This is a genomic window from Enterococcus sp. DIV0703 (assembly GCF_051711065.1).
Classification (GTDB): Bacteria; Bacillota; Bacilli; order Lactobacillales; family Enterococcaceae; genus Enterococcus_B; species Enterococcus_B hirae.
Genome location: NZ_JBIOLX010000001.1, coordinates 230,591 through 257,546, shown reverse-complemented (window position 1 = coordinate 257,546; position 26,956 = coordinate 230,591). Strand labels below are relative to the sequence as shown.

Annotated in this window: 24 protein-coding genes and 1 other annotated feature; of the genes, 8 read left to right on the top strand and 16 right to left on the bottom strand. The window is 37.8% G+C overall.

From position 1 onward, the window contains the following. Positions 1-34: 34 nt before the first annotated feature. The 3 genes from IGK81_RS01260 to IGK81_RS01250 all read left to right on the top strand — a co-directional run bounded on the left by IGK81_RS01260 (position 35) and on the right by IGK81_RS01250 (position 1,617). Positions 35-883, top strand: coding sequence for an NAD(P)H-hydrate dehydratase (locus IGK81_RS01260; protein WP_034699320.1), 849 nt, complete (start codon positions 35-37; stop codon positions 881-883). A gap of 2 nt (positions 884-885) precedes the next feature. Next, positions 886-1,317: an acyl-CoA thioesterase gene (locus tag IGK81_RS01255; protein WP_034699323.1), complete on the top strand. Its 432-nt coding sequence runs from the start codon at positions 886-888 to the stop codon at positions 1,315-1,317. Between the two features lie 132 nt (positions 1,318-1,449). Continuing rightward, positions 1,450-1,617 carry a hypothetical protein gene (locus IGK81_RS01250; protein ID WP_010720280.1) on the top strand — a complete coding sequence of 56 codons (168 nt, stop codon included), beginning with the start codon at positions 1,450-1,452 and terminating at the stop codon, positions 1,615-1,617. A 132-nt stretch (positions 1,618-1,749) separates the two neighbouring features. Here IGK81_RS01250 and IGK81_RS01245 read toward each other — a convergent pair whose 3' ends face one another. The 7 genes from IGK81_RS01245 to IGK81_RS01215 all read right to left on the bottom strand — a co-directional run bounded on the left by IGK81_RS01245 (position 1,750) and on the right by IGK81_RS01215 (position 7,748). Further along, positions 1,750-3,570 carry a DUF3329 domain-containing protein gene (locus tag IGK81_RS01245; protein WP_051641768.1) on the bottom strand — a complete coding sequence of 607 codons (1,821 nt, stop codon included), beginning with the start codon at positions 3,568-3,570 and terminating at the stop codon, positions 1,750-1,752. Positions 3,571-4,064: 494 nt separating this feature from the next. Beyond that, positions 4,065-4,220, bottom strand: coding sequence for a hypothetical protein (locus IGK81_RS01240; protein WP_158000812.1), 156 nt, complete (start codon positions 4,218-4,220; stop codon positions 4,065-4,067). 174 nt (positions 4,221-4,394) lie between these two features. After that, positions 4,395-4,754 carry a 50S ribosomal protein L20 gene (gene rplT / locus IGK81_RS01235; RefSeq protein WP_010720283.1) on the bottom strand — a complete coding sequence of 120 codons (360 nt, stop codon included), beginning with the start codon at positions 4,752-4,754 and terminating at the stop codon, positions 4,395-4,397. A gap of 54 nt (positions 4,755-4,808) precedes the next feature. Further along, positions 4,809-5,009 (bottom strand): 50S ribosomal protein L35, encoded by a 201-nt coding sequence (gene rpmI, locus IGK81_RS01230; RefSeq protein ID WP_002289309.1) that lies wholly within the window; start codon positions 5,007-5,009, stop codon positions 4,809-4,811. 71 nt (positions 5,010-5,080) lie between these two features. Continuing rightward, complete coding sequence (gene infC, locus IGK81_RS01225; protein ID WP_010720284.1) at positions 5,081-5,605, bottom strand: translation initiation factor IF-3; 525 nt, start codon at positions 5,603-5,605, stop codon at positions 5,081-5,083. 44 nt (positions 5,606-5,649) lie between these two features. Beyond that, positions 5,650-5,775 (bottom strand) — a sequence feature (ribosomal protein L20 leader region). Positions 5,776-5,958: 183 nt separating this feature from the next. Beyond that, on the bottom strand, positions 5,959-6,864 hold the full coding sequence (locus IGK81_RS01220) for a magnesium transporter CorA family protein (RefSeq protein ID WP_010736889.1): 906 nt from the start codon (positions 6,862-6,864) through the stop codon (positions 5,959-5,961). Between the two features lie 224 nt (positions 6,865-7,088). Continuing rightward, positions 7,089-7,748, bottom strand: coding sequence for a deoxynucleoside kinase (locus IGK81_RS01215; RefSeq protein ID WP_025480266.1), 660 nt, complete (start codon positions 7,746-7,748; stop codon positions 7,089-7,091). Between the two features lie 314 nt (positions 7,749-8,062). Between IGK81_RS01215 and mvk the strand changes: the two genes are divergently transcribed. From mvk to fni, 4 genes are read left to right on the top strand one after another with little or no spacing between them, the layout of a single operon-like run. Next, positions 8,063-9,010, top strand: coding sequence for a mevalonate kinase (mvk, locus tag IGK81_RS01210; protein ID WP_010720287.1), 948 nt, complete (start codon positions 8,063-8,065; stop codon positions 9,008-9,010). Next, the gene (gene mvaD / locus IGK81_RS01205; protein WP_034699326.1) at positions 9,003-9,980 is read left to right on the top strand and encodes a diphosphomevalonate decarboxylase; all 978 of its coding nucleotides are present in this window, start codon (positions 9,003-9,005) and stop codon (positions 9,978-9,980) included. The genes mvk and mvaD overlap by 8 nt, the downstream gene beginning before the upstream one ends. A 12-nt stretch (positions 9,981-9,992) precedes the next feature. Continuing rightward, entirely contained in the window at positions 9,993-11,078 is a 1,086-nt protein-coding gene (locus IGK81_RS01200; protein WP_010720289.1) for a phosphomevalonate kinase, read from the top strand. After that, positions 11,075-12,121: a type 2 isopentenyl-diphosphate Delta-isomerase gene (gene fni, locus IGK81_RS01195; RefSeq protein WP_034699329.1), complete on the top strand. Its 1,047-nt coding sequence runs from the start codon at positions 11,075-11,077 to the stop codon at positions 12,119-12,121. The genes IGK81_RS01200 and fni overlap by 4 nt, the downstream gene beginning before the upstream one ends. Positions 12,122-12,358: 237 nt before the next feature. Here fni and IGK81_RS01190 read toward each other — a convergent pair whose 3' ends face one another. The 6 genes from IGK81_RS01190 to IGK81_RS01165 form a co-directional block, all read right to left on the bottom strand. Beyond that, entirely contained in the window at positions 12,359-13,417 is a 1,059-nt protein-coding gene (locus IGK81_RS01190) for a hypothetical protein (RefSeq protein ID WP_431379532.1), read from the bottom strand. A 269-nt stretch (positions 13,418-13,686) separates the two neighbouring features. Beyond that, positions 13,687-16,284, bottom strand: a complete 2,598-nt coding sequence (gene adhE, locus IGK81_RS01185; RefSeq protein ID WP_034699334.1) for a bifunctional acetaldehyde-CoA/alcohol dehydrogenase — start codon at positions 16,282-16,284, stop codon at positions 13,687-13,689. 272 nt (positions 16,285-16,556) lie between these two features. Then, positions 16,557-16,946, bottom strand: coding sequence for a preprotein translocase subunit YajC (yajC, locus tag IGK81_RS01180; protein WP_010720295.1), 390 nt, complete (start codon positions 16,944-16,946; stop codon positions 16,557-16,559). Between the two features lie 92 nt (positions 16,947-17,038). Further along, on the bottom strand, positions 17,039-18,184 hold the full coding sequence (gene tgt / locus IGK81_RS01175) for a tRNA guanosine(34) transglycosylase Tgt (protein ID WP_010720296.1): 1,146 nt from the start codon (positions 18,182-18,184) through the stop codon (positions 17,039-17,041). 437 nt (positions 18,185-18,621) lie between these two features. Next, positions 18,622-19,530, bottom strand: a complete 909-nt coding sequence (locus tag IGK81_RS01170; protein ID WP_197538272.1) for an IS3 family transposase — start codon at positions 19,528-19,530, stop codon at positions 18,622-18,624. Further along, on the bottom strand, positions 19,521-20,204 hold the full coding sequence (locus IGK81_RS01165; RefSeq protein WP_034700759.1) for a helix-turn-helix domain-containing protein: 684 nt from the start codon (positions 20,202-20,204) through the stop codon (positions 19,521-19,523). Before IGK81_RS01165 ends, IGK81_RS01170 begins: the two co-directional genes overlap by 10 nt. Before the next feature lie 300 nt (positions 20,205-20,504). Here IGK81_RS01165 and IGK81_RS01160 point away from each other — a divergent pair, with 300 nt between their 5' ends. Next, positions 20,505-21,518 (top strand): acyltransferase family protein, encoded by a 1,014-nt coding sequence (locus IGK81_RS01160; protein ID WP_438757376.1) that lies wholly within the window; start codon positions 20,505-20,507, stop codon positions 21,516-21,518. Between the two features lie 132 nt (positions 21,519-21,650). On the opposite strand, the gene IGK81_RS01155 is transcribed toward IGK81_RS01160, so the two are convergent. From IGK81_RS01155 to IGK81_RS01145, 3 genes are all read right to left on the bottom strand, one after another. After that, complete coding sequence (locus tag IGK81_RS01155) at positions 21,651-24,287, bottom strand: cation-translocating P-type ATPase (protein ID WP_034698735.1); 2,637 nt, start codon at positions 24,285-24,287, stop codon at positions 21,651-21,653. Between the two features lie 745 nt (positions 24,288-25,032). Beyond that, the gene (gene queA, locus IGK81_RS01150) at positions 25,033-26,064 is read right to left on the bottom strand and encodes a tRNA preQ1(34) S-adenosylmethionine ribosyltransferase-isomerase QueA (protein ID WP_010720324.1); all 1,032 of its coding nucleotides are present in this window, start codon (positions 26,062-26,064) and stop codon (positions 25,033-25,035) included. Positions 26,065-26,192: 128 nt separating this feature from the next. Beyond that, positions 26,193-26,903, bottom strand: a complete 711-nt coding sequence (locus IGK81_RS01145) for a hypothetical protein (RefSeq protein WP_034698732.1) — start codon at positions 26,901-26,903, stop codon at positions 26,193-26,195. Positions 26,904-26,956 lie beyond the last annotated feature (53 nt).

Sequence of the window (26,956 nt, the reverse complement as noted above, 5' to 3'; positions counted from 1 at the left end):
ACTCAGTTATAATACAAGAAAGGAGGCGGAAAAATTGTTAATAGATAGCGATTTATTACAAAAAGTAATTCAACCACGCCCAGAAAAGTCACATAAAGGAACTTTCGGTCGTACTGTCTTGATTGGCGGTAACCATCAATTTGGTGGTGCGATCATCATGAGTGCACTAGCGGCTGTACACAGTGGCGCAGGATTAACGACTGTTGCTACAGACCAGCGGAATCAAGCACCACTTCACACCCATTTACCTGAAGCAATGTGCATCGACTGGCAAGAAAAAGAACAACTGTTAGCAGTGATGGACACGGCAGACGTTCTATTGATTGGTCCAGGATTAGGGGACTCCTCATTGAGTTTAGAATTATTAGCATTCACTTTAGCACATCAAAAAAGCCATCAGTGGTTAGTGATGGACGGTTCAGCATTAACATTATTCGCTAAAGAAAATCTAACCCTCCATTTTCCCGAGCAAACCGTCATGACTCCTCATCAAATGGAATGGCAAAGAGTAAGCTCACTTAAGATCGATGAACAAACGCCTGAGAACAACCGCAAGCAGCAAGCCAAATTAGGCGCAACGATTGTTTTAAAAAGTCATCGAACCACGATCTACGGGCAACAAGAATGCTATCAAAATACTACTGGCTCTGCCGCAATGGCCACTGGAGGTACTGGTGATACATTAGCTGGTATGATCACTGGATTCTTGGCACAATTCCCTAAAAACGATGAAACAATCGCAGCAGCTGTCTACCTGCATAGTTTTATTGGGGATCAACTGGCAAAAAAACAATATGTTGTTTTACCGACACAAATCAGTCAAGCAATCCCTCAATGGATGCACTATTTTAGTCAGAAAAAAGATGGAAACAAGGAGTTCTAATGATGGAAAAATTTACTGGATACACGCGTGAGCCGTTTTACTATGAAACCGATCAAATGGGGATCATCCACCACAGCAACTATATCCGTTGGATGGAAGAATCTCGTGTTGCTTTATTGGATCATTTAGGTTTCAGCTATACAAAAATTGAAAAACTAGGAGTGATCATCCCTGTTTTAGAAGTCACTTGCCAGTACAAAGAAATGATTCGTTATGGTGAAACTGTTCGTATTTTGCCTAAAATCGAACAATATAGTGGCACAAGATTAAATTTTAGTTATGAAATCTACGGTTTAGATGACGGAAAATTACGAACAACTGGCTCTAGCAAACATTGTTTTTTACTCGCTGACAATCAGAAGTTAACCAAACTTGAACGGGTAAATCCTGCATTAGATCGCTTATTCCACGAGTATGCACAGTTGGATAGCTGAAGAATAGTCTTTACCTCTTGTATTTTTTAGGATTTCCATTACGGATTTTCTTAAAAAAAATCAAAAAAGCTGCCTTTTTTCTTGTGTTGGCTTGATTCATCCGTATAATAAAATAAAAAGCAGGTGATCATCATGTATGTTGTGAAAGTATTGCACGGTTACATTGATAAAACAGGCTGCCGCACAAGAGAAAAAAATCCAGATAACTTATTGATTTTCAAAGAAAAAAAAGCATCAGAAGCTTTTGCTAAATCGATCGGAGGGCGTGTCAAACAACTGCACGAAGTACGCCCTGATTGAAATAAAACCTCAATCATTAGTTAGTCAACATGGTTGAGGTTTTTGCTTGTCCAAAAAATTTCTTTAAAAAACGAGCTTACCAAAAAGAGTGATCCTTTTGGTAGGCTCGTTTTTCTTACTATTTTCTCTCTTCTATCTTGAGAGGGTTAGTTTGTCACCAGTTAATTGAATATTAACAGCATCTACTATTTTTCCTTCTTTTGACAAAACAGCAATATTTATGCCCGCTTTATTTCTTGCAACATTTATATCGCCCACTTTTATCGCAGCAAACTGTTGGTCAGCATACGGTGTAAAACTTGAAGATACTGAGATCTCTTTCCCATTGATTTCTTGGCTAACAGAATTATAGTTCTTTGTCTGTGAAAATTCAGGATTTTTTCCTAACAGACGGATACCCGAAAAATTCCAAGAACTTTCTGAATCCCCATTTTTAAACTCAGGGAACAGCTTACGGATCTCTTCAGCTAACTGCTGGTTCATTTGTGCCTTGTCTCCTGCACCTGCCATCACAACCAAATAATCAGTTTGACTTAATGCTTCAAAATAGGTGTTAGCATTCCAAATACTCATCCATTTTGGATCTCCCTGTTGATAGATTGTTTCCCAAGCCTCTTTTGGTACTGAATGAATGGACTCTAAACCAAAATATTTTGCATTCGCTCGATTGACTTGTTTCGTTATATCCGTTTTTACGTGGGATAGTCCTCCCGAGTAAGCAGTATGACCAGTTTGATTATAAATCGTAAAGTTGGCAATCACCGGATTCAAATTCCCTTGTTTTTTTTGCTCTCTGACGTAATTGTATTGTTGATTGATCTCTCTATAAGAAAGTGCTATGTCATTGACTCCTAAAGCAAAAGTAAATAGAAATTGGGTAATCAATACGCCACTAATCACCCCATAAAACGCTCCCTGGGTAGATTTCAACACTTTATCTGGCCATTCAAACGCCATCGCCATAATGATAAATAAAACACCACCAAAAAATGATCTTCCCCAATCAAGTCCAGCTGGTGAAAGAGATAATACATAGATCGTGGCTATCCCTGCAAAGAGATAGATATAGGATAGTCTCAACCATTCTTTGTGTTTACTAAAGAAAATTCCCAACACGATCAGAATCGCCATCAACACAAAAAGAGCGAAACTATTTTCATATAGCGTTTTTGTGATTGAAAAAACACCTGAATACAATTTCCGAGGTAAAGACCACTGGCTACGAGCAAAATAAGTAGCTCGAACAGCATTTCCAGGGGCTGTTACCATCATGAATAACCCAAAAATTGCTCCTAACAATCCTGTGAACATCCATAGTCGTAAAGGCTTTTTCTTTTGATAATAAAAATAGAGGTAGCCAAGAACAATCAAGATCATCCCACCAGAAGTATTTTCATTACACCAACCAGCTAAGATTCCTAAAATGAGTAGCAATATGCTATTTACTATAGGATTAAAAGACAATTCTTGCTCTTTCTCATAATAGCGGTGGTAAAGAAATAGGAAACTGACAACGATGATACCTCCCCATAAATAGTTAGCAGCACCAGTTTCCCATAAAATTGTTTGACCGAAAGCTGGGACAAATAACCATAAAAATACATTAATTAAAAAATATTTGAAGGAATAAAACGTAGTATTATCTTTTGTGGTCATTTTATAAATCAATAATGTCAATAAAACATAGATCAGTGGATTGACCAAATTAAATACTGTTTTAGGCATCAACAAAAACAAACGTGCAATGATATGGACAACGGATCTTCCCGTCCAAGTCATATATTGTGTGTATTCATCATGTAAAATAGATGAAAAACTACTTGTTTTATACATATACTCAATATCATCCGCAATTAACGGTGTCAAAAAATTTAAAACAACCATGATAACATAGGCAGAAATAAGAACTAAAATTTTTTTATTATTGCGGATAGTCTCTTTTATTTGTTTCACTTCGCTCCTACTTTCTTCTTAAATTTTGCTATAAAAAGGGTTCCTGTGATTCACAAAGAAAATTATAGCATTTTTTGATTCAACTTACATTCTTACTTTTGTATTCGACTGCCACATAGATCAAATAAGGAAACAACCATCAGTAATCATGAATGCGTGTTATGTACGAATAATCAAAGGACTAACCCTATTCTCCGCCCCTGAAAAAGGGAGATAAAGACCAAACACCTGACCTGTTCGTTATTCGAAATAAGACAGCATAAGCAAGATTATCGCAATAGCAAGAGGCTGTGAAAGAAGCGTTCAGCTCCGAGCGAATAAGAGAGGATTTTTTAAAATAGCTCCTCATATTTTAGAAAATCATCGCTTATTGTTGAGGAGTTGTTTCTTGAACGCCGTGAATCAGAGGTCGTGAAAACATCGGGTAGCTCTGATGACAATAAGAAAGAATTTTTTGAAACAGCTTCTCATGTTTTGAAAAATTCAGGCTTATTTCAAGGAGCTGATGTTTGAACACCGTTTAGCAAGAGGCTGTGAAAGAAGCGTTCAGCTCCAAGCGAATAAGAGAGGATTTTTTTAAATAGCTCCTCATATTTTAGAAAACCATCGATTATTTTTGAGGAGTTGCTTTTTAAACGCCGTTTATTCACTTTTAGAGCCACCAGAAGCGACTGAGGGGAGTTTTGGTTCAGTCTCCTGTCGTTAAAGATACTAAAGAAAAGATGACCTTCTATTTTTGAAAAAGTCTGGGTCAATTCTGTGACAAAAGAAAAACCCCGCTCGATAAAAGCGGGGTATACGTTGGTTTAACAACGTTTATTTGATTATTTAGCTAAAGCATCTTTAGCTTGGTCAGCTAATGCAGTAAATGCTGCTGCATCGTGGACAGCTAAGTCGGCTAACATTTTACGGTTGATGTCGATTTCAGCTAATTTCAAACCGTGCATCAATTTTGAGTAGCTCAAGCCATTCATACGTGCTGCTGCGTTGATACGAGCAATCCACAATTTACGGAAGTCGCGTTTCTTTTGACGACGATCGCGATATGCGTAGTTGTATGAATTCATTACTTGTTCTTTTGCTGTTTTAAATAAAGTGTGTTTTGAACCGTAGTAACCTTTTGCTAATTTTAGCATTCTTTTACGACGTTTACGAGTGACTGTTCCACCTTTAACACGTGCCATGTTTAATTCCTCCTAATAAAAATAAATCTTCAAATTTCGATCTTTTTGTTTTTTTTATTTCATTTTTGCTAGTTGTTGGCGAATACGTTTGAAGTCGCCACTAGAAACCATGCTTGCTTTACGCAATTGACGGCGTTGTTTTTTAGTTTTACCGTGGAAACGGTGACTTGTAAACGCACGGAAACGTTTTAATCCGCCTTTACCAGTACGTTTGAAACGTTTTGCTGATCCGCGGTGTGTTTTTTGTTTTGGCATGACTATATTTCCTCCTCAAAATCTTTCGTTATCCGACTATCGACTGTCCAACAGTCAGTGAGTCATTCAAATTACTTACTGTCGTTTTTCGGTGCCAGCGTCAAGAACATGCTGCGTCCGTCCATTTTCGCTTTTTGCTCAACTGTCGCAATATCAGCAGTTTCTTCAGCTAAGCGATCCAAGACTTTTTGACCAATTTCTTTGTGGGTAATGGCACGGCCTTTGAAGCGGATAGAAGCTTTCACTTTATCGCCCTTCTCTAAGAACTTACGTGCATTACGAAGTTTTGTATTGAAGTCATTCACGTCAATTGTTGGACTTAAACGAACTTCTTTAACATTGATCACTTTTTGTTTTTTACGCGCCTCGCGGTCTTTCTTTTGTTGCTCGAAACGGTATTTTCCGTAGTCCATGATTCGCGCAACTGGTGGCTTCGCACTTGGGGCAACTAACACAAGATCTAAATTTGCTTGTTCTGCAATTTTCAATGCTTCTGCTTTTGTCTTAACTCCTAATTGCTCACCATCTGAACCGATCAATCGTAACTCACGTGCACGAATGCCGTCGTTAACCATCATATCCTTTGCTATGGTCATTCACCTCCAAATATTATGAGAGAAAGAAAAGCGTGCCGAATATTCGGCAATAAAAAAAACGAGTTCTCTTCCAGAACCCGCACGTACTTCACCTAATTCAATAGATGAAAACTATCTAGCCCAGTGACTGAATCAACTAAGGCGAGAAGCGGGTGCTTCTGCTTTTATTTCTCAACTTCAATAGTATAGCAAATCTATATTTTTTTGTCAATCTTTTTCACTAGAGACTCTCGAAACATTCCCTAATCAGTTAATTACTTTAGTTATATACTTGTCCAAATAAAAAACTTTTAGCTATCGAAACACACCCTTCATCAGACACTCAACTTTTTTGGTGACCGTCTTCCTTGAAACTACCGAATCCTACGCCACAATGCGATCAGCATCCAAACTGACAATATCAGACTGATGAATAAGGCGATCCCCCAACCAAAGACAGAATGTGTAAAAGGCAATTGTAGATTCATACCGAAAAAGCCTGTCACAATGGTAGGAACGGTCAGAATCAATGACCAGACTGTCAAAAATTTCATCGTGTCATTTAAGTTGTTGTTCAACAAATTATTATACGTTCCCGAAAGTTGATCAAGGATCTGGGAGGCCAAATTGGTCATTTCCACTGCCTGTTTTGCTTCAATCAATGCATCATCCAATTGTTCCTTCTCTTTTTCAGTGAGCTTTCGATAAATCGCTAATGCTTTGATTTGTTCTAATAATACGACATTTTGTTTTGTACCAGTCACTAGATAAACTAAACCAACTTCGAGGTCAGATAAAGCTAGTAAATTGCGGTTCGTAGTTTTTTCTCGCAACTTTTGGTTTAAGCGTTGTCGTTCACTATTCACTTCTTCGATCAACGGGAAGAAGGAATCTGAAATCAGAAAGAGCGTACGAAAAAGTAAACTGTATACATTTATCTCGGAATCCCGATCTAAGATTGAACGAATCAGGCGAATCACATATTCTGTATTTTGAGTCGTAAATGTAAATAGACCATTTTCTTTTAGAATAAATGCTACTGGACTTGTTTCATAGTGGTTTTCGATTTTTTGTTGATGAGGAACATTGGTGACTAAAAGTAAAATATCATCAAGAGTATCATATTCCACACGAGCACGTTCATTTTTGTCTAAAGAATAGGTAAGCATCTCATCACTAATGCCATACTCTTCCTTAAGATTTTTGATTCCCATTACATCATCTCTAGGCACATTCAGCCAAAAATTTTGATCAAAATTAAAAAAATGTTTTTCTCTCATACCGTCCCCTTCTTCCTGTGCTGATAGATTCATTAGGTATCTCACAACGATTCTTCTAAGTATTCTTGGCGAATTTACAAATCGTTAGCACTTCTGACCGCTGTCTCGCTTTTAAAAATAAATAAGCCGATGAAAAGCGAAAATAGCTCTCCTATTTTCAATTTCTTCGGCTTAGATATCGAAGTTATATCCTGTCTTCTTTATACTATCATTTTTTATTGGACTCAAGAAACAAAGACTTCTTGACGAATTTCTGCTAACTTTGCTTCAATCATGTTCAGCACTTCTACTTTTGCTTGGGGATCTTCCACAAAATTGAATCGATCCCCATCAATTTGAATTTTGGGACTTTCATTGTACTCGTCATACCATTGATCATAGCGACGATTCAATTCTTTGTAATAATCATATAAGCTTGGATCGAAGGAAAGTTGTTCATATGATCGTCCTCTTTTTTCGATCCGTTCAAGCATCGTATCAAATGAAACCCGAATATGAACCAATAAATCCGGATGTTTTTTATGTGCGGCATACGGCAACTCTTCCATCATATTTGCTAATAGCTCGTCATATACTCGAACTTCTGTTTCAGTTGCCCGACCCAAATCAGCATTCAAATGAAAAAGCAAAGAATCTTCATAGATCGAACGATCTAAAACATTGTTGTCTTCTTTCATTGCCTGCTTGATACTTTCAAAACGTTTATTCAAAAAATAGATTTGTAACAAAAACGCATACTGCTCAGGATTGGCATAAAATAAAGGCAATACCTCATTATCCTCGATTGACTCATAAAAAGCTCGACTTCCAAAGTGTTCAGCCATCATTTCTGTTAAACTTGATTTTCCAGCGCCAATGGTACCTGCTAAAACAATCACACTCATTAACCTCCAACTCACTTTATCACTAAATGTTGTGTCTTTTTCCAATTCTTTTTAAATATACCCCCAATATCTGGTGGTGTCAATTAGGAATAACAGGATATTTCCATTCATAAAATTCAATAAAATCTTAAGAAAAAAGAGGTTTTTCAACAGAAAACGTATTCTTTATTTTACTTCTGGGAAGGTTTTAGTAAAATAAAGATGAATTGTTTTTTGAACTTCTATGTTATACAATCTGTTCGTTAGCGCAAAGGATCCAAGGCGCTTTATTTTTTGCTCAAAAAAGTTATGGGAATAAAAGAAGGAGTTAGATTATGGCAAATTATGGCCAAGGGGAATCAAATGGTAAAATTATTCTGATGGGCGAACATGCAGTTGTCTACGGCGAACCGGCAATCGCTTTTCCTTTTCAGGCAGCAAAAGTAGTTGCTTCCTTGAATGAACACATCACTTCGTCAGGAGATCAGCTTGTTTCTTCCTACTATACAGGAATACTGCGTGATGCCCCACATTCGTTAAAAAACATCAAGCAGTTAGTATTCAACTTAAAAAAGGAACTGCAAATTGAGCAATCATTAGAGTTAACTATTCACAGCACTATCCCTGCCGAACGTGGAATGGGCTCAAGCGCTGCAGTAGCTACGGCAGTTACTCGTGCCTTTTACGATTATCTCGAACAACCACTTTCTCGCGAACAGCTCTTGACAAATGTCCAAATTTCAGAAAAAATTGCCCATGGTAATCCTAGTGGTATCGATGCTGCGGCAACAAGCAGTTTAGAACCAATCTACTTTGTGAAAGGACACCCGTTTGATTATTTCTCTTTAAATATCGACGCTTTTTTGATTGTCGCTGATACCGGAATCAAAGGTCAGACGCGAGCAGTGGTCAAAGACGTTGCTCATTTATTTGAAAAAGATCAGCAGAAAGTTGGACAAAAAATCCAACAACTAGGATACTTAACAAGGCAAGCCAAAAAAGCCATTGTTAAAAATAACCCCGAGCATTTAGCCCAAGCGATGAATGAAGCCCAACTAATTTTAAAAAATTTAACGATCAGCAACGATTTTCTTGATGTATTGATCGAAACCGCTAGAGATTCAGGCGCTTTGGGAGCAAAACTAACTGGTGGTGGTCGAGGTGGCTGCATGATTGCGCTAGCTCAAACAAAAACAAAAGCCCAAGAAATCAGCGAAGCCCTCTTACAAGCGGGAGCAGCTGCAACTTGGATTCAAGGATTAGGAGTACATACCTATGTTTAAAGGCAAAGCACGAGCATATACGAATATCGCCCTTATCAAGTACTGGGGTAAAAAAAATGAATCGTTGATTCTCCCGATGAATAACAGCTTATCACTCACATTAGATGCATTTTATACGGAAACTGAAGTCAGCTTTTCAGAAGCTTACACAGAAGACCAATTTTATTTAGATAATCAATTGCAAGATGAAAAAGCAACCAAAAAAATCAGTACTTTTTTGGATATTGTGAGAGAAGAAGCGGGTACCACGAAAAAAGCAAAAGTGATCAGCCAGAATTTCGTTCCGACTGCTGCGGGTTTAGCTTCTTCTGCCAGCGGCTTAGCGGCTTTAGCCGGAGCATGCAACGAGGCATTGAAATTAGGATTAGATGATCAAGCTTTATCAAGACTGGCTCGTAGAGGATCAGGTTCCGCTTGTCGGAGTATTTTTGGTGGATTTGTTGAATGGGAAAAAGGACACGATGATCAAAGTTCGTATGCTCATCCAATTTCCTCAGACGGTTTTGAAGATCACTTAGCGATGGTCTTTCTATTGTTGAATGAGCAAAAAAAAGATGTCTCAAGTCGTGATGGTATGCGCCGAACGGTTGAAACTTCAAGTTTTTATCAAGGATGGTTAGATTCTGTCGAAGCCGATCTTTATCAATTAAAACAAGCAATCAAAACTAAGAACTTTCAACTTCTAGGTGAAACTATGGAACAAAATGGGTTAAAAATGCATGGAACGACATTAGCTGCACGTCCGCCATTTACCTACTGGTCTCCTGATAGTTTAAAAGCCATGCAAGCGGTACGGGATTTAAGAAATCAGGGGATTCCTTGTTACTTTACTATGGATGCTGGCCCAAATGTGAAAGTGCTAGTTCAAAAAGACCATCTAGATAAGGTCAAAACAACATTTAGTGACTTATTTAGTAGCCAACAAGTCATTTCGGCTTTTGCAGGTCCAGGAATGACGATTATTGAATAAAGGGAGATTTTTATGATTGAAGTATCTGCACCAGGAAAACTTTATATTGCTGGAGAATACGCAGTTGTTGAAACCGGACATCCGGCTATCATCGTAGCCATTGATCAGTTTGTTACTGTAACCGTTGAAACCGCACGAAAAGTCGGCAGCATCCAATCTGAGCAATATAGTGGCATGCCGATTCGTTGGACTCGGCGTGATGGTGAACTTGTCTTGGATATTCGTGAAAATCCATTTCATTATATCCTTGCTGCCATTCGTTTGACTGAAAAATACGCACGAGAAAAAAATATTTTACTTTCTTTTTATGACCTAAAAGTGACAAGTGAATTGGATAGTTCTAACGGACGCAAATACGGTCTAGGCTCAAGTGGCGCCGTAACTGTCGCAACAGTCAAGGCATTGAATATGTTTTATGCGTTAAATCTTACACAGATTGAAATTTTTAAAATTGCTGCACTAGCAAATTTAACGGTTCAAGATAATGGCTCTTGTGGAGATATTGCAGCTAGTTGTTATGGTGGTTGGATTGCTTTTTCAACCTTTGATCACCAGTGGCTCCAAGAACAAGAAAAACAACATACAATCGTTGAACTCATCGAAATGGATTGGCCTGGTTTATCCATTGAGTCTCTTCCGACACCGAAAGATCTGCGTTTACTGATTGGTTGGACTGGTAGTCCTGCATCAACTTCTGATTTAGTCGATCAAGTCCATCGCTCACGTAAGGAAAAAATGGTAGCCTATCAAAAATTTTTACAAGATAGTACCTTATGCGTTCATGAAATGATTAAAGGATTCAAAGAAAATAACATTGATTTGATCCAAGCCATGATCAGGAAAAACCGACAACTACTCCATGAGCTATCGTCAATTACGGGCGTATTGATCGAAACGCCTGCTTTAAATAAATTATGTAGCTTAGCAGAAGAATACGAGGGTGCAGCAAAATCATCTGGAGCAGGTGGTGGCGATTGTGGTATCGTAATCGTGGATCAAAAATCCGGTATCTTGCCTTTGATGAGCGCTTGGGAATTAGCAGAAATTACACCCTTGCCATTACACGTCTATAGTAACCAACGAAAGGAAAAAGGATGAATCGAAAAGATGAACATGTCTCATTAGCTAAAGCTTTTCATAGTAAACAAAAAAATGAATTTGATACGGTTCGAATCGTTCATAACCCCTTACCTGAAGTTTCCATGTCAGAGATTGATCTACATACGACTGTTGCTGGCTTAACTTTAGACTATCCTTTATATATCAATGCTATGACTGGTGGAAGTGAAAAAACTAAAAAAATCAACCATGATTTAGCGATGATCGCAAAAGAAACAAATTTAATGATTGCCACGGGTTCAGTCAGTGCAGCTTTAAAAGATCCTGCTTTAAGCGATTCTTACACGATCATGCGTGACGTTTATCCAGAAGGAAAGATCCTTGCCAACGTAGGAGCCGGCACCTCTTTAGCACGAGCAAAAGAGGCGATTGAACTATTTCAAGCCGATGCTTTACAACTCCATCTCAATGCACCACAAGAATTGGTGATGCCTGAAGGGGATCGTGATTTTTCCAATTGGAAAGAATTGATCAAAGAAATCAGCGAAGGCATTTCGGTTCCTTTGATCGTGAAAGAAGTCGGTTTTGGTATGACTAGAGAAACGATCGATGAACTAGCCGAGTTGGGGGTTCAGACAATCGATATCAGTGGCCGAAGCGGAACCAGCTTCACTCAAATCGAAAATGCTCGTCGCAAAAAAAGAGAGTTAGATTATTTAGTCGATTGGGGACAATCAACGGTTACTTCTCTGCTAGAGGCAAACGAAGCCCAACATCAAGTAGAGATTCTTGCTTCTGGTGGTATTCGCAATGCCTTCGACCTCTTCAAAGCACTTTGTCTTGGTGCCAATGCAGTAGGCGTTTCTGGAACGATCTTAACGCATCTCATGACACACGGCGTGGCAGAAACGATCCAACTAGTCCAACAATGGCAAGCAGAACTTCAACGGCTATTGACCATGGTAGGAGCTAAAACTATCCAAGAACTTCATCACCAACCCTTGATCTTATCTGGAACTACTAAAGATTGGTGCGAAGCCCGAGGAATCCCTCTGACCAAATATGGCACACGAAAGAAATAAACAAATCGATTCAACTCAAAAAGGTTGTCCAATCATCGAAAAGATGAATGACGACCTTTTTTGTCTACAAAAATACAAAATTTTCTTAGAATGAGATTTTCTTATGGCGTTGACTCTATTTTATCCTTCACCAATCACTTCATACTTTTGTTCAAGTTTTCATGCGATAAATAATAGGATACCAATTCTTTTTCATCTGATAAACAAAAATAAAACCTATGTATCTTTGACAAACGGCTATAATTCCATTCCTGGCATCATTGGCGGAGCGCTAGGTTTTATTATACCCATCCCCTTCCCTATCTCAGGACTACTCGTTTCACATACTTTCCCTAGTTCTTTGCTTATTAGATCAGTCAATTGTTTTTTCCCCTGCTGTTTTTCCTGAACTGCTGTTTCACGCTTAAAGTTATCTGGATTGGTTAGTAGATAACTATAAATATCTCTCCAACTCATCTGAAGATCTCGTTCTATTTTTTTTCGTTTTTTATCCACTTTACCACCACTAAATAGATTGAGCGTTTTTCCGCCAGGGTTAATCCTGAATCGTATAATTTTTTCTAGCTGCATAGATCTTTTAAGATATAAACGTATTATGACATAATAGTCTATTTTATTTTGATTAAAACAAGGATTCTTTACATTCCCTAATTTTTTTAACGTTTGATCTAGCTCCTTAAGATTGTGGAGATTATTTTTTAATTGTTGCTTTCGTTGTTTTTCAGTCAATTCTTTAGTAACCAGTTTTAGTTCTTTTGTTGTTACTTTTTCTTTTGCTGCTATATTTTTTTCGGTTGCTGCTTCCTCTTTTAGTTTGTCATCCTCCGGTGTATTTTTTTCATCTGCGACAACTTTAGTGTTCACCACGTACTTTAATAAAGAATGATCGATCCATTTTTCACCTCTCCTACCAGTTAAATACTGCATTTCCTTCGTCAGTTTTTTTATCTCAGACTTGCAATTTTTGATTTCTTTTGCTATTTCGTTAAGCTCTTTTTTTTTGCTCTTGATCGTTTCACCATGTACTCGCTTGGTGCTTTTATATAATGCATTTTTTTTTGCTTTCACTGCGTTTTGAAGTTCCTGCTCACAATCTTCCTTTTTTTTAATTTGAGAATGCTTTTTCTTATACCAATCCTCTCTTTTCTTAGCCCGTTCTTCAATTTCTCTCTTTAGTTCATTTTTCAACTCTATGTATAGCTCAGTGCATTTGTGTACGTTTTCAAGTGGTTCTAAGTTTTCCCGCAATTTGACTTCTAATGAATCAACGGTTGACATCAATTGTTCTTTTCCCATATTTTCTTGATTTTTTGTTTTCTCAAATAATGGTTTTGTCATCCTAACAACTTCCTTTCTTTTTTCATTTTTACTTATCTAAAGTAACATGGTTCATCGGTCTTGATAAAACTACTTTTTCTAAAAAAGCGAATTAATCGTTTTTTTCTAACAAAAGAAATTCCTACGCTAGTTCTAACGATATTGATCCCCTTTCCGACAAAAAAAGCCCCTCTTTCCAGATCATCTTTATCTGGAAAAGGGGCTTGATTAACTATACTTGTATTGAATTAACCATTATAAGCATCAATAATGATTTGTTTTAGCTCACTGATCAATGGCTCTTTTGGATTTGCTGTTGTACATTGATCTTCATAAGCAAGTTCTGCCATACGGTCAACCGTTGAATCTAAGGTTTCTTGTGTTACACCTTGCGCCTTCAAGCTCATATTGATTCCAACTGATTGTCCTAATTCATAAACTGCTGTTGCTAAAGCTTCAACTAATTCCGCTGTTGTTTGTCCTTTTAACCCTAAGAACTTAGCAATATCTGCATAGTCTGTATCTGCACGGAAGTAATCATATTTAGGGAACATTGCATGTTTTTGTGGATCTTTTGCATTATAGCGGATGATATGTGGTAATAAAATGGCATTTGTACGACCATGTGGGATACCATATTCTCCACCAATTTTATGCGCAACTGAGTGACAAATTCCTAAGAAGGCGTTCGCAAATGCCATCCCTGCCATTGTAGAAGCGTTGTGCATTTTTTCTCGTGATTCCATATCAGGAGTTTTCACTGATTTTTCTAGGTAATCGAAGACTAATTTGATTGCTTGTAAGCTCAATCCTCTTGTATAATCAGAAGCCATAACAGAAACATAAGACTCAATCGCATGAGTTAATACGTCCATCCCTGTATCTGCCGTGACAGAAGCTGGTACTGACATGACAAATTGTGGGTCGACGATTGCTACATCTGGTGTTAATGCATAATCTGCCAATGGATATTTCACATGTGTATCACTATCTGTGATAACGGCAAAAGGTGTTACTTCAGAACCCGTTCCTGAAGTTGTCGGAATACACACAAATTGTGTTTTTTCTGGTTTATCGATCTTATATGTCCGTTTACGGATATCTAAGAATTTTTGTTTTGCTCCAAAGAATGAAGTATCTGGGTGTTCATAGAACATCCACATTCCTTTAGCAGCATCCATTGCAGAACCGCCACCTAATGCAATCACTGTGTCTGGTTTGAAATCAGCCATCAATTTCGTTCCTGCATAGACTGTGTTTGTTGAAGGATTTGGCTCAACTTCTGAGAAGACTTCGATTTTCACATCATTCTTACGTCTTGATAGTACTTCACAAACCGTATCACAGTAACCAAACTGCACCATACCAGGATCACAAACGATCATGACACGCTCTACGTTTTCCATTTTTTCTAAATAAAGCAAAGAGTTCTTTTCAAAGAAGATTTTTGGTGGTAATTTGAACCATTGCATATTATTTCTCCGTTTCGCTACAGTTTTGACATTGATCAAGTTGATGGCACTTACATTTCTAGAAACAGAATTTTTACCATATGAACCACAACCTAAAGTTAGTGAAGGGATCATTTCGTTGTAGATATTTCCGATTCCACCTTCTGCTGAAGGAGTATTTACTAAGATACGGCAAGCTTTCATCCGTAGACCAAACTTCACATGTAGCTCTTCATCCTCTGAGTGAATCACTGCAGTATGGCCTAATCCGCCTAAGTTCAACATTCCTTCGCATAATTCAAAGGCATGTTCTGTATTGTTTGCTTTAACCATTGCAAGTACTGGAGAAAGTTTTTCACGTGAAAGAGGGTAATCCGCTCCGACACCTTCTAATTCAGCTACTAACATTTTTGTCCCTTCTGGAACTTTGATGCCAGCTAGTTTTGCAATGTCCATTGCAGAATGTCCAACGATTGCTGGATTTACTGCGTATTTACCTTCATTCATCACTGCATCTTCTAATTTTGAAAGTTCAGCTGGTTTCACAAAATAGACTTGATGTGCTTGGAATTCTGCTTTAACTGCAGCATAGACTTCTTTGTCAACGATTACTGCTTGCTCAGAAGCACAAATCATTCCGTTATCGAACGTTTTAGAAACGATCAAGTCATTCACTGCTCGTTTGATTTTTGCTGTTTTTTCAATATATGCTGGTACATTACCTGGTCCAACACCTAAAGCTGGCTTTCCTGTTGAATAAGCAGATTTTACCATTCCTGCCCCACCAGTAGCTAAAACAATTGCGATCCCTGGATGATTCATCAACATTGAAGTCGCTTCAATCGATGGATGTTCAATCCATTGAATACAATTTTCAGGTGCGCCAGCTGCGATCGCTGCGTCACGAACGACACGTGCTGCTTCAGCAGAAGATTTTTGAGCACTTGGATGGAATGCAAAAACGATTGGGTTTCTTGTTTTCAACGCGATCATTGATTTAAAAATTGTCGTTGATGTTGGGTTAGTTGTTGGAGTTACCCCACAAACCACACCAACTGGTTCAGCAATTTCAATCAAGCCTTTTTGAACATCTTCATTGATGACACCAACTGTTTTATCGTGCTTGATGTTATTCCAAATATATTCAGAAGCATACATATTTTTGATCGCTTTATCTTCATAGATCCCACGACCAGTTTCTTCAACTGCCATTTTAGCTAACGGCATATGTTGATCTAATGCTGCCATTGCCATTTCATGCACAATATGATCTACTTTTTCTTGATCAAAGTTTTCCATCTCTTTTAATGCGACATTTGCTTTCGTTGCTAATTCATCAATCATTCCTTGAACATCAATAGTTTTTGGTTGTTCTTTCTCCATTACTTTAGCCATTGTCTTCCTCCTAATGGGTCATGGTTGTTTGTTAATTAATTCACATTCTCATCATACAACAAACCTTTTCAGATGTAAACCTTTATTGTGATTTTTTTCACAGTTTTTTAAATTTCGATTAAATCCTTTATTTATCAGTGTTTTTATTTATTATCCTAATTATCCAAAGTATTTTATCAAAAAAACAGTTTATTCAAAACTTAACAAAGTCAGAGTTTTAGGATAAAAAAAGAGCCCGAGACACCGTCTCAGACTCAACTACTAAGCTTTACCTATTTGTTTTCTTTACTATCTTCAGGTGTTTCAACAGTTTCAGTAGCTTCTTCTTTCACTTCTACTGTTTCAGCAACTTTTGGTTCTGTTTTTTCTACCGTATTTACTGTCGAATCATTGGTTACGACAGTTCCAGGTTTAACCGTTTTGATGGCTGCTCGATCGTATTCTAGAAAAATCCCTTCACAATCTATAACAACTGTGCGTTTTTCATTGTCGATCTCTGAAACAACACCATGTAATCCGCCGATTGTAACTACTTCATCGCCTGATTTCATACTGTCTAGTAAATTTTGTCGTTCTTGTTGTTGTTTCTTTTGTGAACGTGACATAAAATACCACATTGCTAAAAGAGCAACGAACATGACTAACATTGGTAATGATCCCATTTTTTTCACCTCACTAACATGTATCTACACACTCAACTTTAGCAGAAAAAGGCGTGAGACACTAGTTTTTTACATAAATTTAGTGAAAAAGATTAGAAACTTTTGGCATTCTCTTTATTAAACCCATATTCCTCAAAAAAGGCTGCTCGAAATTCTAATAAATTGTCATCCATGATCGCTTGACGCACTTGTTTCATCAAGTTTAATAAGAAGTACAAGTTATGGTAAGACGTTAACCGTATCCCAAATGTTTCATCACATTTGATCAAATGACGAATATACGCACGTGTATAATTTTTACATGTGTAGCAGTCACATTTCTCATCGATTGGGCGGAAGTCATGTGCGTATTGTGCATTTTTCACGACTAAGCGTCCTTGTGAAGTCATACAAGTACCATTTCTTGCGATACGTGTAGGCAAGACACAGTCAAACATATCGACTCCTCTAATCACGCCATCAATCAATGAATCTGCTGCACCAACACCCATTAAATAACGAGGTTTATCCTCAGGGATCAATGGTGTTGTAAACTCTAACACACGGTTCATTTCTGATTTAGGTTCGCCAACAGACAAACCACCGATTGAATAGCCAGGGAAATCCATTGAGATCAAATCTTTTGCACTTTGGCGACGTAAATCTTCAAACCCAGCTCCTTGAATGATACCAAATAATCCTTGACGATCAGGATTCAGATGGGCTTTTAAGCCTCGCTCAGCCCAACGTGAGGTTCTTTCCACTGATTTTTTGACATAATCATAGCTTTCATCAAAAGGAGGACATTCATCAAAGCTCATCATGATGTCTGACCCTAATTTATTTTGGATATTAATTGCTTTTTCTGGTGATAAAAACATCCGAGAACCATTTAAATGATTTTTAAAATGGACACCCTCTTCTTCGATGTTACGCATATCGCTTAGCGAGAACACTTGAAAACCACCTGAATCTGTCAAAATCGGTTGATCCCAATTCATGAACTTGTGTAAGCCGCCTGCTTCTTCTACCAAGTCTTCTCCAGGTCTTAACCATAAATGGTACGTATTACTTAAAATGACTCCCGCGCCCATTGCTTTTAATTCTTCAGGTGACATGGTTTTGACAGTTGCTAGTGTTCCCACAGGCATAAACATTGGTGTGGGAAATGTCCCATGAGGAGTGATCAATTCACCAAGACGGGCACCGGTATGTTTTTCTTTTTTGATTAAACGATAACGAATGGCAGGTTGTGTCATTCAATTCCCTACTTTCTCTATAATAATCGCATTGACAACTCCCATCATCATAATCGTTCTAACTCTTTTTTGCAAGGGTTCATTGGGTAACAGGTGTTTATTTAACCTTCATTTTTTAAAGAAATTATAATAACAGATAAAAGATAAAGAAAGCCAAATTGTTTCTTCTTTGTTATACTTATGGCATAAATAAAAAGGAGTGAAACTCATGCTATCTTCAAAAGAACTGAAACAACAAGCAAAAGACAGTTTAAAAGGTGGTTGGCTCCCCGTCAAGTGGACACGGAAATATAATAAAATTTTTAGAGAGCTGTTTGCTAATTTTGTGGCAAACAGTTCTTTTGTTTTTCATTGTTTAAACCTCGGCTGCGCTTGGTTGGCGTATCCCTCAGATGTGCGAAACAAAGGACATTTCACCCATCTAAGAGATACGATTATTACGCTGCCATTAAAAGCTGTTGGTGAACTTGTAATGGCGTTTTGGATTTCAAGCATCGTTGATAACGGCCATTGTTATAGTAGTTGATGTAATCTTCGATCATCGATACGAGATCTTCGCGTCTTGTAAATTTACGACGATAGTATTTTTCACGTTTCAATGTTCCCCAGAACCCTTCCATTGGCCCATTATCAATACAATGGGCTACACGAGACATGCTTTGTTTCATCCCTTGATTTTTGATTTTATTTCTCATGTTTTTACTGGTGTACTGAAACCCTCGATCGCTATGGAATAGCGGATGAGCCACAGGTTCAAGTCGAATCGCTTCGTCAAAGGTATCAAAAACCAACTTATTATCATTTCTATCGCTAATGACGAAAGAAACAATACGCCGATCTGCTAAGTCTAGAATGGCACTAAGATAAATTTTTTTTACTTGGTTTCCTAGAGTGTACTTGAATTCACTGATATCAGTTAGCCATTTTTCATTTGGTTTATCTGCATGGAAATTTCTATTTAGATAGTTCTTGGCAATATGATAAGGATTATTGGACGCTTTAGTAATTCCGCTTGGCTGGTGTTTGACGGTAGATTTAATTTGAAGACTACGACAAATCCGCAAGACTCTTTTGTCATTGACGTGCAAACCAAAGTTTTGAACCAAATCGTCACGGATTCTCCGATACCCCTTGTCGTTATCTGCTTCATAGATGTATCTTATTAGGTCTGCCAGGTGCTCGTTAAAGATAGTTTGAGCTGATTTTGGTTGCTTTAACCAACGGTAATACGCTGATCTGGAGACGTGTAAAAAATCACACATTAATTTTATCGAATAATTTTTGAGATCATGGAGTTCCTTAATTGCTTGGTATTCAAAGATATGACGGATGAGGTCTAGTCCCACTTCCTTTCTAACTCCCTGACTTTTTTTAAGAGGTCATTTTCCATTTCTAACAGTTTAATTTTGCGTTCTTGTTCAGCCAGTCGATCACGCATTTCTTCTTCTGGTGTCCGACTGGGTTCTGTTCCAGCTCGATGTCCTCGACGATCTTTTAAGCCGGCTTCGCCCATTTCCTTATATTTTAGTACCCAATTACGTACTTGTTGGTACGATACCTGATACTTGATAGCCGTTTTGCCATAGTTATGATCATGCACAATACAATAGTGGACAATTTCCACCCGTTCTTTGAAGGTTGTTTTTCTTGATTGACTCATTTGACTTCCACCGCTTTCTGTTTTGAAGTTTCCATGAGTATTATATATCTTTATCCAATTTCGTAGTTGTTTAGACTGTCTTAGTCCGTATTTCTTAGTAATTTCCGACAGACTCCCTAAACCATTTAGGTAATCATTTACAGCCTGAATCTTTGTTTCAATCGTATAGTGTGTATTCTTTCGTCTTGCTAATAAGCCAGTAGGCCCCTCATTCTCATAAAGCATAACCCAGTTACTTAAAGCAGCCCAACTAATGCCTGCAGTGCGAGCTAGGCTGGTCATACTGTCTTCACCATTCAAATAGCTTTCTACTAGTTCTACTCGTTTTTCTGGAGTGAGTTTCATCTTTCTTTTCGGCATACAAAATCCCCCCTATACAGGACTTTTATATTTCAGTGTCCTATATAGGGGGAGCATATCAAAACTTGTCTCAGTCTCTTCTAGTATTTCTAAATACGAATAAACGGTGAGATAAAACTAGTATCTTCGGAAAATTTGAGGAGCACCAAGCAGGTAACAATCAACATCAAAAACTAGTGTTTGTATTTCTTATCAATTTTCGGAAATTCTTTCTTATTTCTTGATACTGAACAATTTTGTCTCAACCTCAAATTATAGAGTCACTATTGCCCCAGCCACTTTATTAAGGATGATTATTTTATGAAACGATCACGCAATCAAAAAATTGATCACTTGAGAGCATTAGCAATTTTGTGTATCATTCTTGCTCATACAGGATTACAAGGAATCCTGTTCAATTTGCGTTGTTTTGATGTGCCATTAATGGCCTTTTGTTTAGCTATTTCTTATTACTATAGCAGCAAGAATCTCTCCTATATTTCCTATGTCAAAAAAAGATTCACTCGTTTAATGGTTCCAACTTATATATTTCTGGCGTTATTATTTACATCACTTTTTTTCATTGCTCAGATTACCGATACTCCTTATCAATTTAATATTTTTTATATTTTGCACGCTTTTTTCATGGATACAGGTTATGGTTATGCTTGGATTATGCGAACGTTTTTTCTTGTATCTTTACTCATGCCCTTCCTGTATAAATTGAGCAAAAAATACCAGCACTTTGTAGAAATACTTGGTATTTTCACTTTATTATTAATCCTCCAAATCTTTTTAGTTTATTTGATTCCTTATGTTCCAAGCTCATGGCAAATCCTTTATACTCAACTCGTTCCTTTAGCTTTTGGCTATTGTCCGATTGCTTTACTAGGATTACTTGTTTTTCAATTAGACCGAAAAAAACTATTACACTTATCAATTGTTATCTTATGTTACTTAAGCATTAGTTTCTATCTCTACGGACTCCATGGATTAACTTACTTTAAATACCCACCACAGTTGCCTTTTATTTTATATGGCTGTTTCTGTGGCTGTTTCTTATGGTATATGTTAGCTAAATATGAAGGGAATTTCTTCGCCCTTATCAGTAATTATCTTTCTCTTCATTCACAAGAACTTTATTTTATTCATATTTTCTATATTTATATTTATGAGTTTTATTTACCAAAGGAAGGAAGTCTGTTAAACAATTGGTTCTTTAATTTTATCTATTTACTTTCTATGTCATTACTTACGTTGTTTTTGATCAATCAAGGCAAAAAGAAAGTAAAACAAATTAAGAACAAAACACGCCAAGTAGAATGTGACGAGTAACCGCAGAAGCAGGAAAGAGAAATCTCTCGCATCAACTTTCCCTACTGAAAGTCAGCTGTTTAAACGTCTTTTAGCCATTTTTTACATGCGAAAGAGCTTGGGCTGTTCGTTTTTGTCCCAAGCTCTTTTGATTTATTCTTCTTCTGCTTCAGGCAATTGATGAAATTTGATCAACTCATTCACAGCCACAGGTACGACTGATAAAAAGCCTACTAACAACCAATGGTTTAAGCTAACATGCACTAAGCCAAAGAGTTCTTGGGTAAACGGTAAAAGTGCAATGACCGTAGTGATGACCAATGAAAGTACCGCCATTTCCAATAACGATTTATTCGTTGCTAAGTTCACTTTGAAAATTGACTGACTGCTACGCACATTGAATACATGGAGGATTGACGAGTATGCTAACACTAAAAAGGCAACTGTCTGTCCAACTTCTTGTCCTGCATCGACCCAAGGGCTAATAGTATCGACATAGCTTCCCAAATAATAACCAAACAAAGTCACGATCGTAAATATAGTCGCATTGATCGCAATTTTTTGTAGTAATCCTCGAGCAAAAATCCCTTCATTCTTAGGAATCGGTGCTTCGTCCATGATCCCTTTTTCTGCTGGTTCACGCCCCAAAGCAAATCCAGGCAACCCATCAGCAACCACGTTGACAAACAACAATTGAACTGCTGTAAACGGTGCTCCCCAGCCCACTAGCATCGCAATCAACACAATAAAAATTTCTGAGACATTACAACTCAACAAAAAGTTGATCGCTTTACGAATGTTTTGATAGACGGAACGTCCTTGACTAACCGCATCGACGATCGTTGCAAAGTTGTCATCGGTCAAGATCATATCTGATGCACTCTGTGCCACGTCAGTTCCAGTGATTCCCATTGCACACCCTACGTCACTTGCCTTCAAAGCGGGAGCATCGTTGACGCCATCTCCAGTCATAGCCACCACGGCACCAGTTCGTTGCCATGATTTAACGATCCGGATCTTGTCTTCCGGCGTAACACGAGCATAAACAGAAAGGTCTTTGACACGCTCGTCTAATTCATCATCAGATAGTGCTTGTAGTTCTGAGCCCGACAGTGCTTCGGCTGGATTTGATAAAATCCCTAATTCTTTGGCTATGGCACTAGCCGTAACAACATGATCTCCTGTGATCATCACTGTTTTGATTCCTGCTTTTTTTGCTCGTTTGATTGCTCCTTTACTTTCAGGACGAGGCGGATCAATCATGCCGATCAAACCAATCAAACGTAAATCTTTTTCTAATGCTTCTGACGTGATTTCTTGCGGTTCTTCTTCATAGGTAGCATAACCTACCGCAATGACCCTTAAAGCTTTTTTCCCAAAACTGTCATTGACGATCGTGGCCTGTTCAATGTCTCCTGAAGTAAAACGCGAAGCTAGGACGTCAAAAGCGCCTTTCGTAATTGAAATATATTTTTCACCCATTTGATGAACCGTTGTCATCATCTTACGGTCTGAATCAAAGGGTAGTTCTGCCACTCTCGGGTACTTTTCTTCTAATTCCTCTTTTGTGTGATAATTTTCTTCAACCGCTCGTACGATCGCGGCTTCTGTAGGGTTTCCTTTGACAATCAATTCATCATTTTCTTTTTCGACCGTCACATCGGTACAAAGAGCAGCCATCTTCAAGATTTCCATCGCACTATTGGTCATTGAGTCCTCTACATCAGTCACTTCATCTTCTTTGCTCCAAACTCGGCGGACACGCATTTTATTTTGTGTCAGCGTTCCCGTTTTATCTGAACAAATCACATTGGCTGTTCCTAAAGTCTCAACTGCGGGGAGCTGACGAATAATGGCATGTTTCTTCGCCATTTTTTGGACACCATATGCTAAAGTCAATGTAACGATAACTGTCAATGTTTCTGGCACCGCAGCGACGGCTAAAGAAATAGACGTCATAAACATTTCCAGTAAGGGTTCTCCTTGGAGTTCACCAATAATAAACACTAACGCTGCAGCAGCTAATGCGATAAAACTGATGCGTTTGCCTAGTTGATTCAATCGAATTTGTAATGGTGTTTTTTGAGCAGTGTTGTCATTTAAAAGTCCAGCAATCTTACCCATTTCGGTTTTCATCCCGATAGCGGTCACAATCGCTTTCCCACGACCAGCTGCGACTGTACACCCTTTAAACACCATATTGATTTGATCACCTAAGGCATCATCTTCTTGACTCACATAATCTGCATCTTTTTCGACCGCTTCACTTTCACCAGTCAGTGCCGATTCCTCTACTCTTAATTGCGAGGTTTCAACTAATCGAGCATCCGCCGCAATAGCTGAGCCAGATTCCAAGACCAGAACATCTCCCACAACTAGGTGTTCAGCATCCACTTTTTCAACTTTGCCATCTCGGATGACTGTGGCAGTTTGCTTGTTCATATCCTGAAGAGATTCCAACGCTTTTTCGGCATTTCCTTCTTGTACGATAGCTAATACTGAATTAATGATTACGATCGCAATAATCAACAGTCCTTCAAATAAATCCCCATGTTCGGTGGCAAAGGCAGTATAAAAAGAAATGACTGCTGCTACAAGTAAAATAATCGTAGTAAAATCAGATAAACTTCGTAAAAACTTTTTTGCCAATGACTCTTTAGGCGCTTCCTCAAATTTGTTTTTCCCTTGTTCTTGACTTCTTTTTTCTGCTTCTTGGGTCGTTAACCCCTGTTCAATTGTTGTTTTTGTTTCACTCTCCACTTCTTTCACTGTTTTCTTAAAATCATCCATCCTATTCCTCCTTTATTTTAAGCACACAAAAAAGGTACTTATTTTACTATACCATTGTTAAATTGCCTTATTCAACTATACCGCTTGTTGCTTCTCTAAAATAAGCATATCTCGTGAGCTTCTTTTTTGCAACCGCTAACAAAGTGTGCTATATTATAAGTGTAAGGAAGGAGGATACCATCAAATAAACAAAAGAATTTCTCGATAGATTAGTATAAGCAAACAAAGTTGTTAAAAGGTACAGGTTTCACCAATGAGGTCATGTGAAGTATAATCTTTTACAAATAGTGAATGCGTATGAGGCGTTAGATCATGCAGTATCTAAACCAGAAGTAACATGATACGTAAAAAAGAAGAACATGAATATCTGAAAACTGAATAGAATCAAGAGATGTTTCAACTGTTGAAGATGTAACAAAAACAAGATTTTTTGTTTATCAAGAAGAAATTCAACACGGTACTTTGCATGGGGCATGGAAAGTTACACTTATTTTGTTTATTTGATTCCTTCCGCATACGAAGAGCTGGGCTTATCGAGAGCCCAGCTTTTTTGTCGCCTGAATTTATTTATCTTCTGCAAGAAACGAATCCATGTCTCCTACACTTTTTAATTCCAACTAAAACAAAAAATAGAAAAAAATCAGTCAAAGAACCCATTTTTCTAGTTGAGGATTCTTTGACTGATAATTTATAATGGGCAATTACTGCCATTTTGTTTAATCGTATTGAAACAGCTTTTTTATCTTTATTTGACAAACATTGCATCGCCGAAACTAAAGAAGCGATAACGTTCATCAATAGCATGTTGGTAAGCTGCTAATGTTAATTCTCGTCCAGCAAAGGCACTCACTAACATGACTAACGTTGATTTTGGTAAATGGAAGTTTGTTGAAAAGGCCTCTACTACTTTAAATTGATAACCTGGTGTGATGAAAATATCTGTCCAACCACTATCTGCTTTGATTTCACCATCAAATTTAGTTCCAATCGTTTCAAGTGTACGGATCGAAGTCGTTCCTACGGCGATGATCTTGCCACCATTTTGACGGACTTGATTTAAGCGACTTGCTGCTTCTTCTGTTAGACGATAAAATTCACTGTGCATGTGGTGTTCTTCAATCTTGTCCACACTGACCGGCCGGAATGTTCCTAACCCTACGTGAAGTGTCAAATAAACGAGTTCTACCCCTTTTGCTTCGATTTCTGCTAACAATTCTTTGGTAAAATGTAATCCAGCTGTAGGAGCTGCTGCTGACCCGTTTTCTTTTGCATAAACAGTTTGGTAACGATCTGGATCCTCTAAACGTTCTTTGATATAAGGCGGTAAAGGCATTTCGCCCAATGATTCCAACGTTTCAAGAAAAATACCTTCGTATTCAAATTCAATGATTCTTCCGCCATGTTCTAATTCTTCTTTGACAACTGCTTGTAAACGACCATCACCAAATGTAATTCGTGTACCTACCTTCGCTCGTTTTGCCGGTTTGATCAACGTTTCCCAAGTATCTCCTTCTGTATTTGTCAAAAGTAATACTTCGAGGTGTGCACCTGTTTCAATTTTTTCACCATATAAACGAGCTGGCAACACACGTGTATTATTCATCACTAGCGCATCTCCTGGATGCAATTCTTCTAAGATGTCATGGAAATGTTTATCCGACATTTCCCCAGTTGTACGATCTAAAACTAGTAACCGAGAATGGTCACGGTCTTTTAGTGGTGTTTGAGCGATCAACTCTTCTGGTAAATCAAAGTCAAAATCTTCTGTTGTTAACATATCGTCACTCACTTTCTATCTTCTGCCTTGTCATTCTAACATTTTTACTGTTGCCTTGGCAAAACCCGCACTCGAAAAAAGAAGAAAGAGAAACGAACGAACAAACCGATTTCTTGCAAATAATCGTTTTATTTTTTTATAGATTTGATTGCATCATTGATATGATTGAGTTCAAAACGTTCAATTGTGCCTCCAAATTCCGTAGTGATTAAGTCATTCAATTTCTTTGCATCCATTTCTTTGACAATCGCTAAGACCCCTTCTTGTCCTTCTGGGATACAGTTAGCAATATAATGAAAAACATTTTCAGATTTTTTCTCTGCATGATGCGCTTGCCCAAAACCAATGACATCGCCAATTGCCCAGCCAAAGATCGCCCCTAATGGACCACCGATAAAGCCAATGATAATACCTAAAATACTATCACGCCACTCATTCTTTTCGCCTGAAAGATTCTCAAAATCCATCACTGTAAATCCTCTTTCGTCAAACGCGCGTTGAGCTAACATTACTTGTTGAACCTCAACATCTGGTTTTAGATCATTTCTTTTAAGTTTATTGAACACTTCTAAGCAGTGAACATCTTCCGCCATGTTGATCACTATTAGTGTATTTTCCGGCTCTACTTCGATGTTTGGATCTAGAGCTAGATCTTCCATTTCATAAAAAGAAGAATAATCATTTAGATCACCTGAAGCAATTTTAGCCATCAACATTTCTGACTTATTGAGTTGATCGTCAGATACTTTTTGAAAGTTGCCCATTTGATCCTTGATTTCTTTGTATTGATCTTCCGTCAAGACTTTTCCATTTTCAGTATTTCTATAATATTGTGCCATTGTCTTTTCAGCTCCTTCAAATAAATTGGATAAACATGTTCTACTAAAAAAAT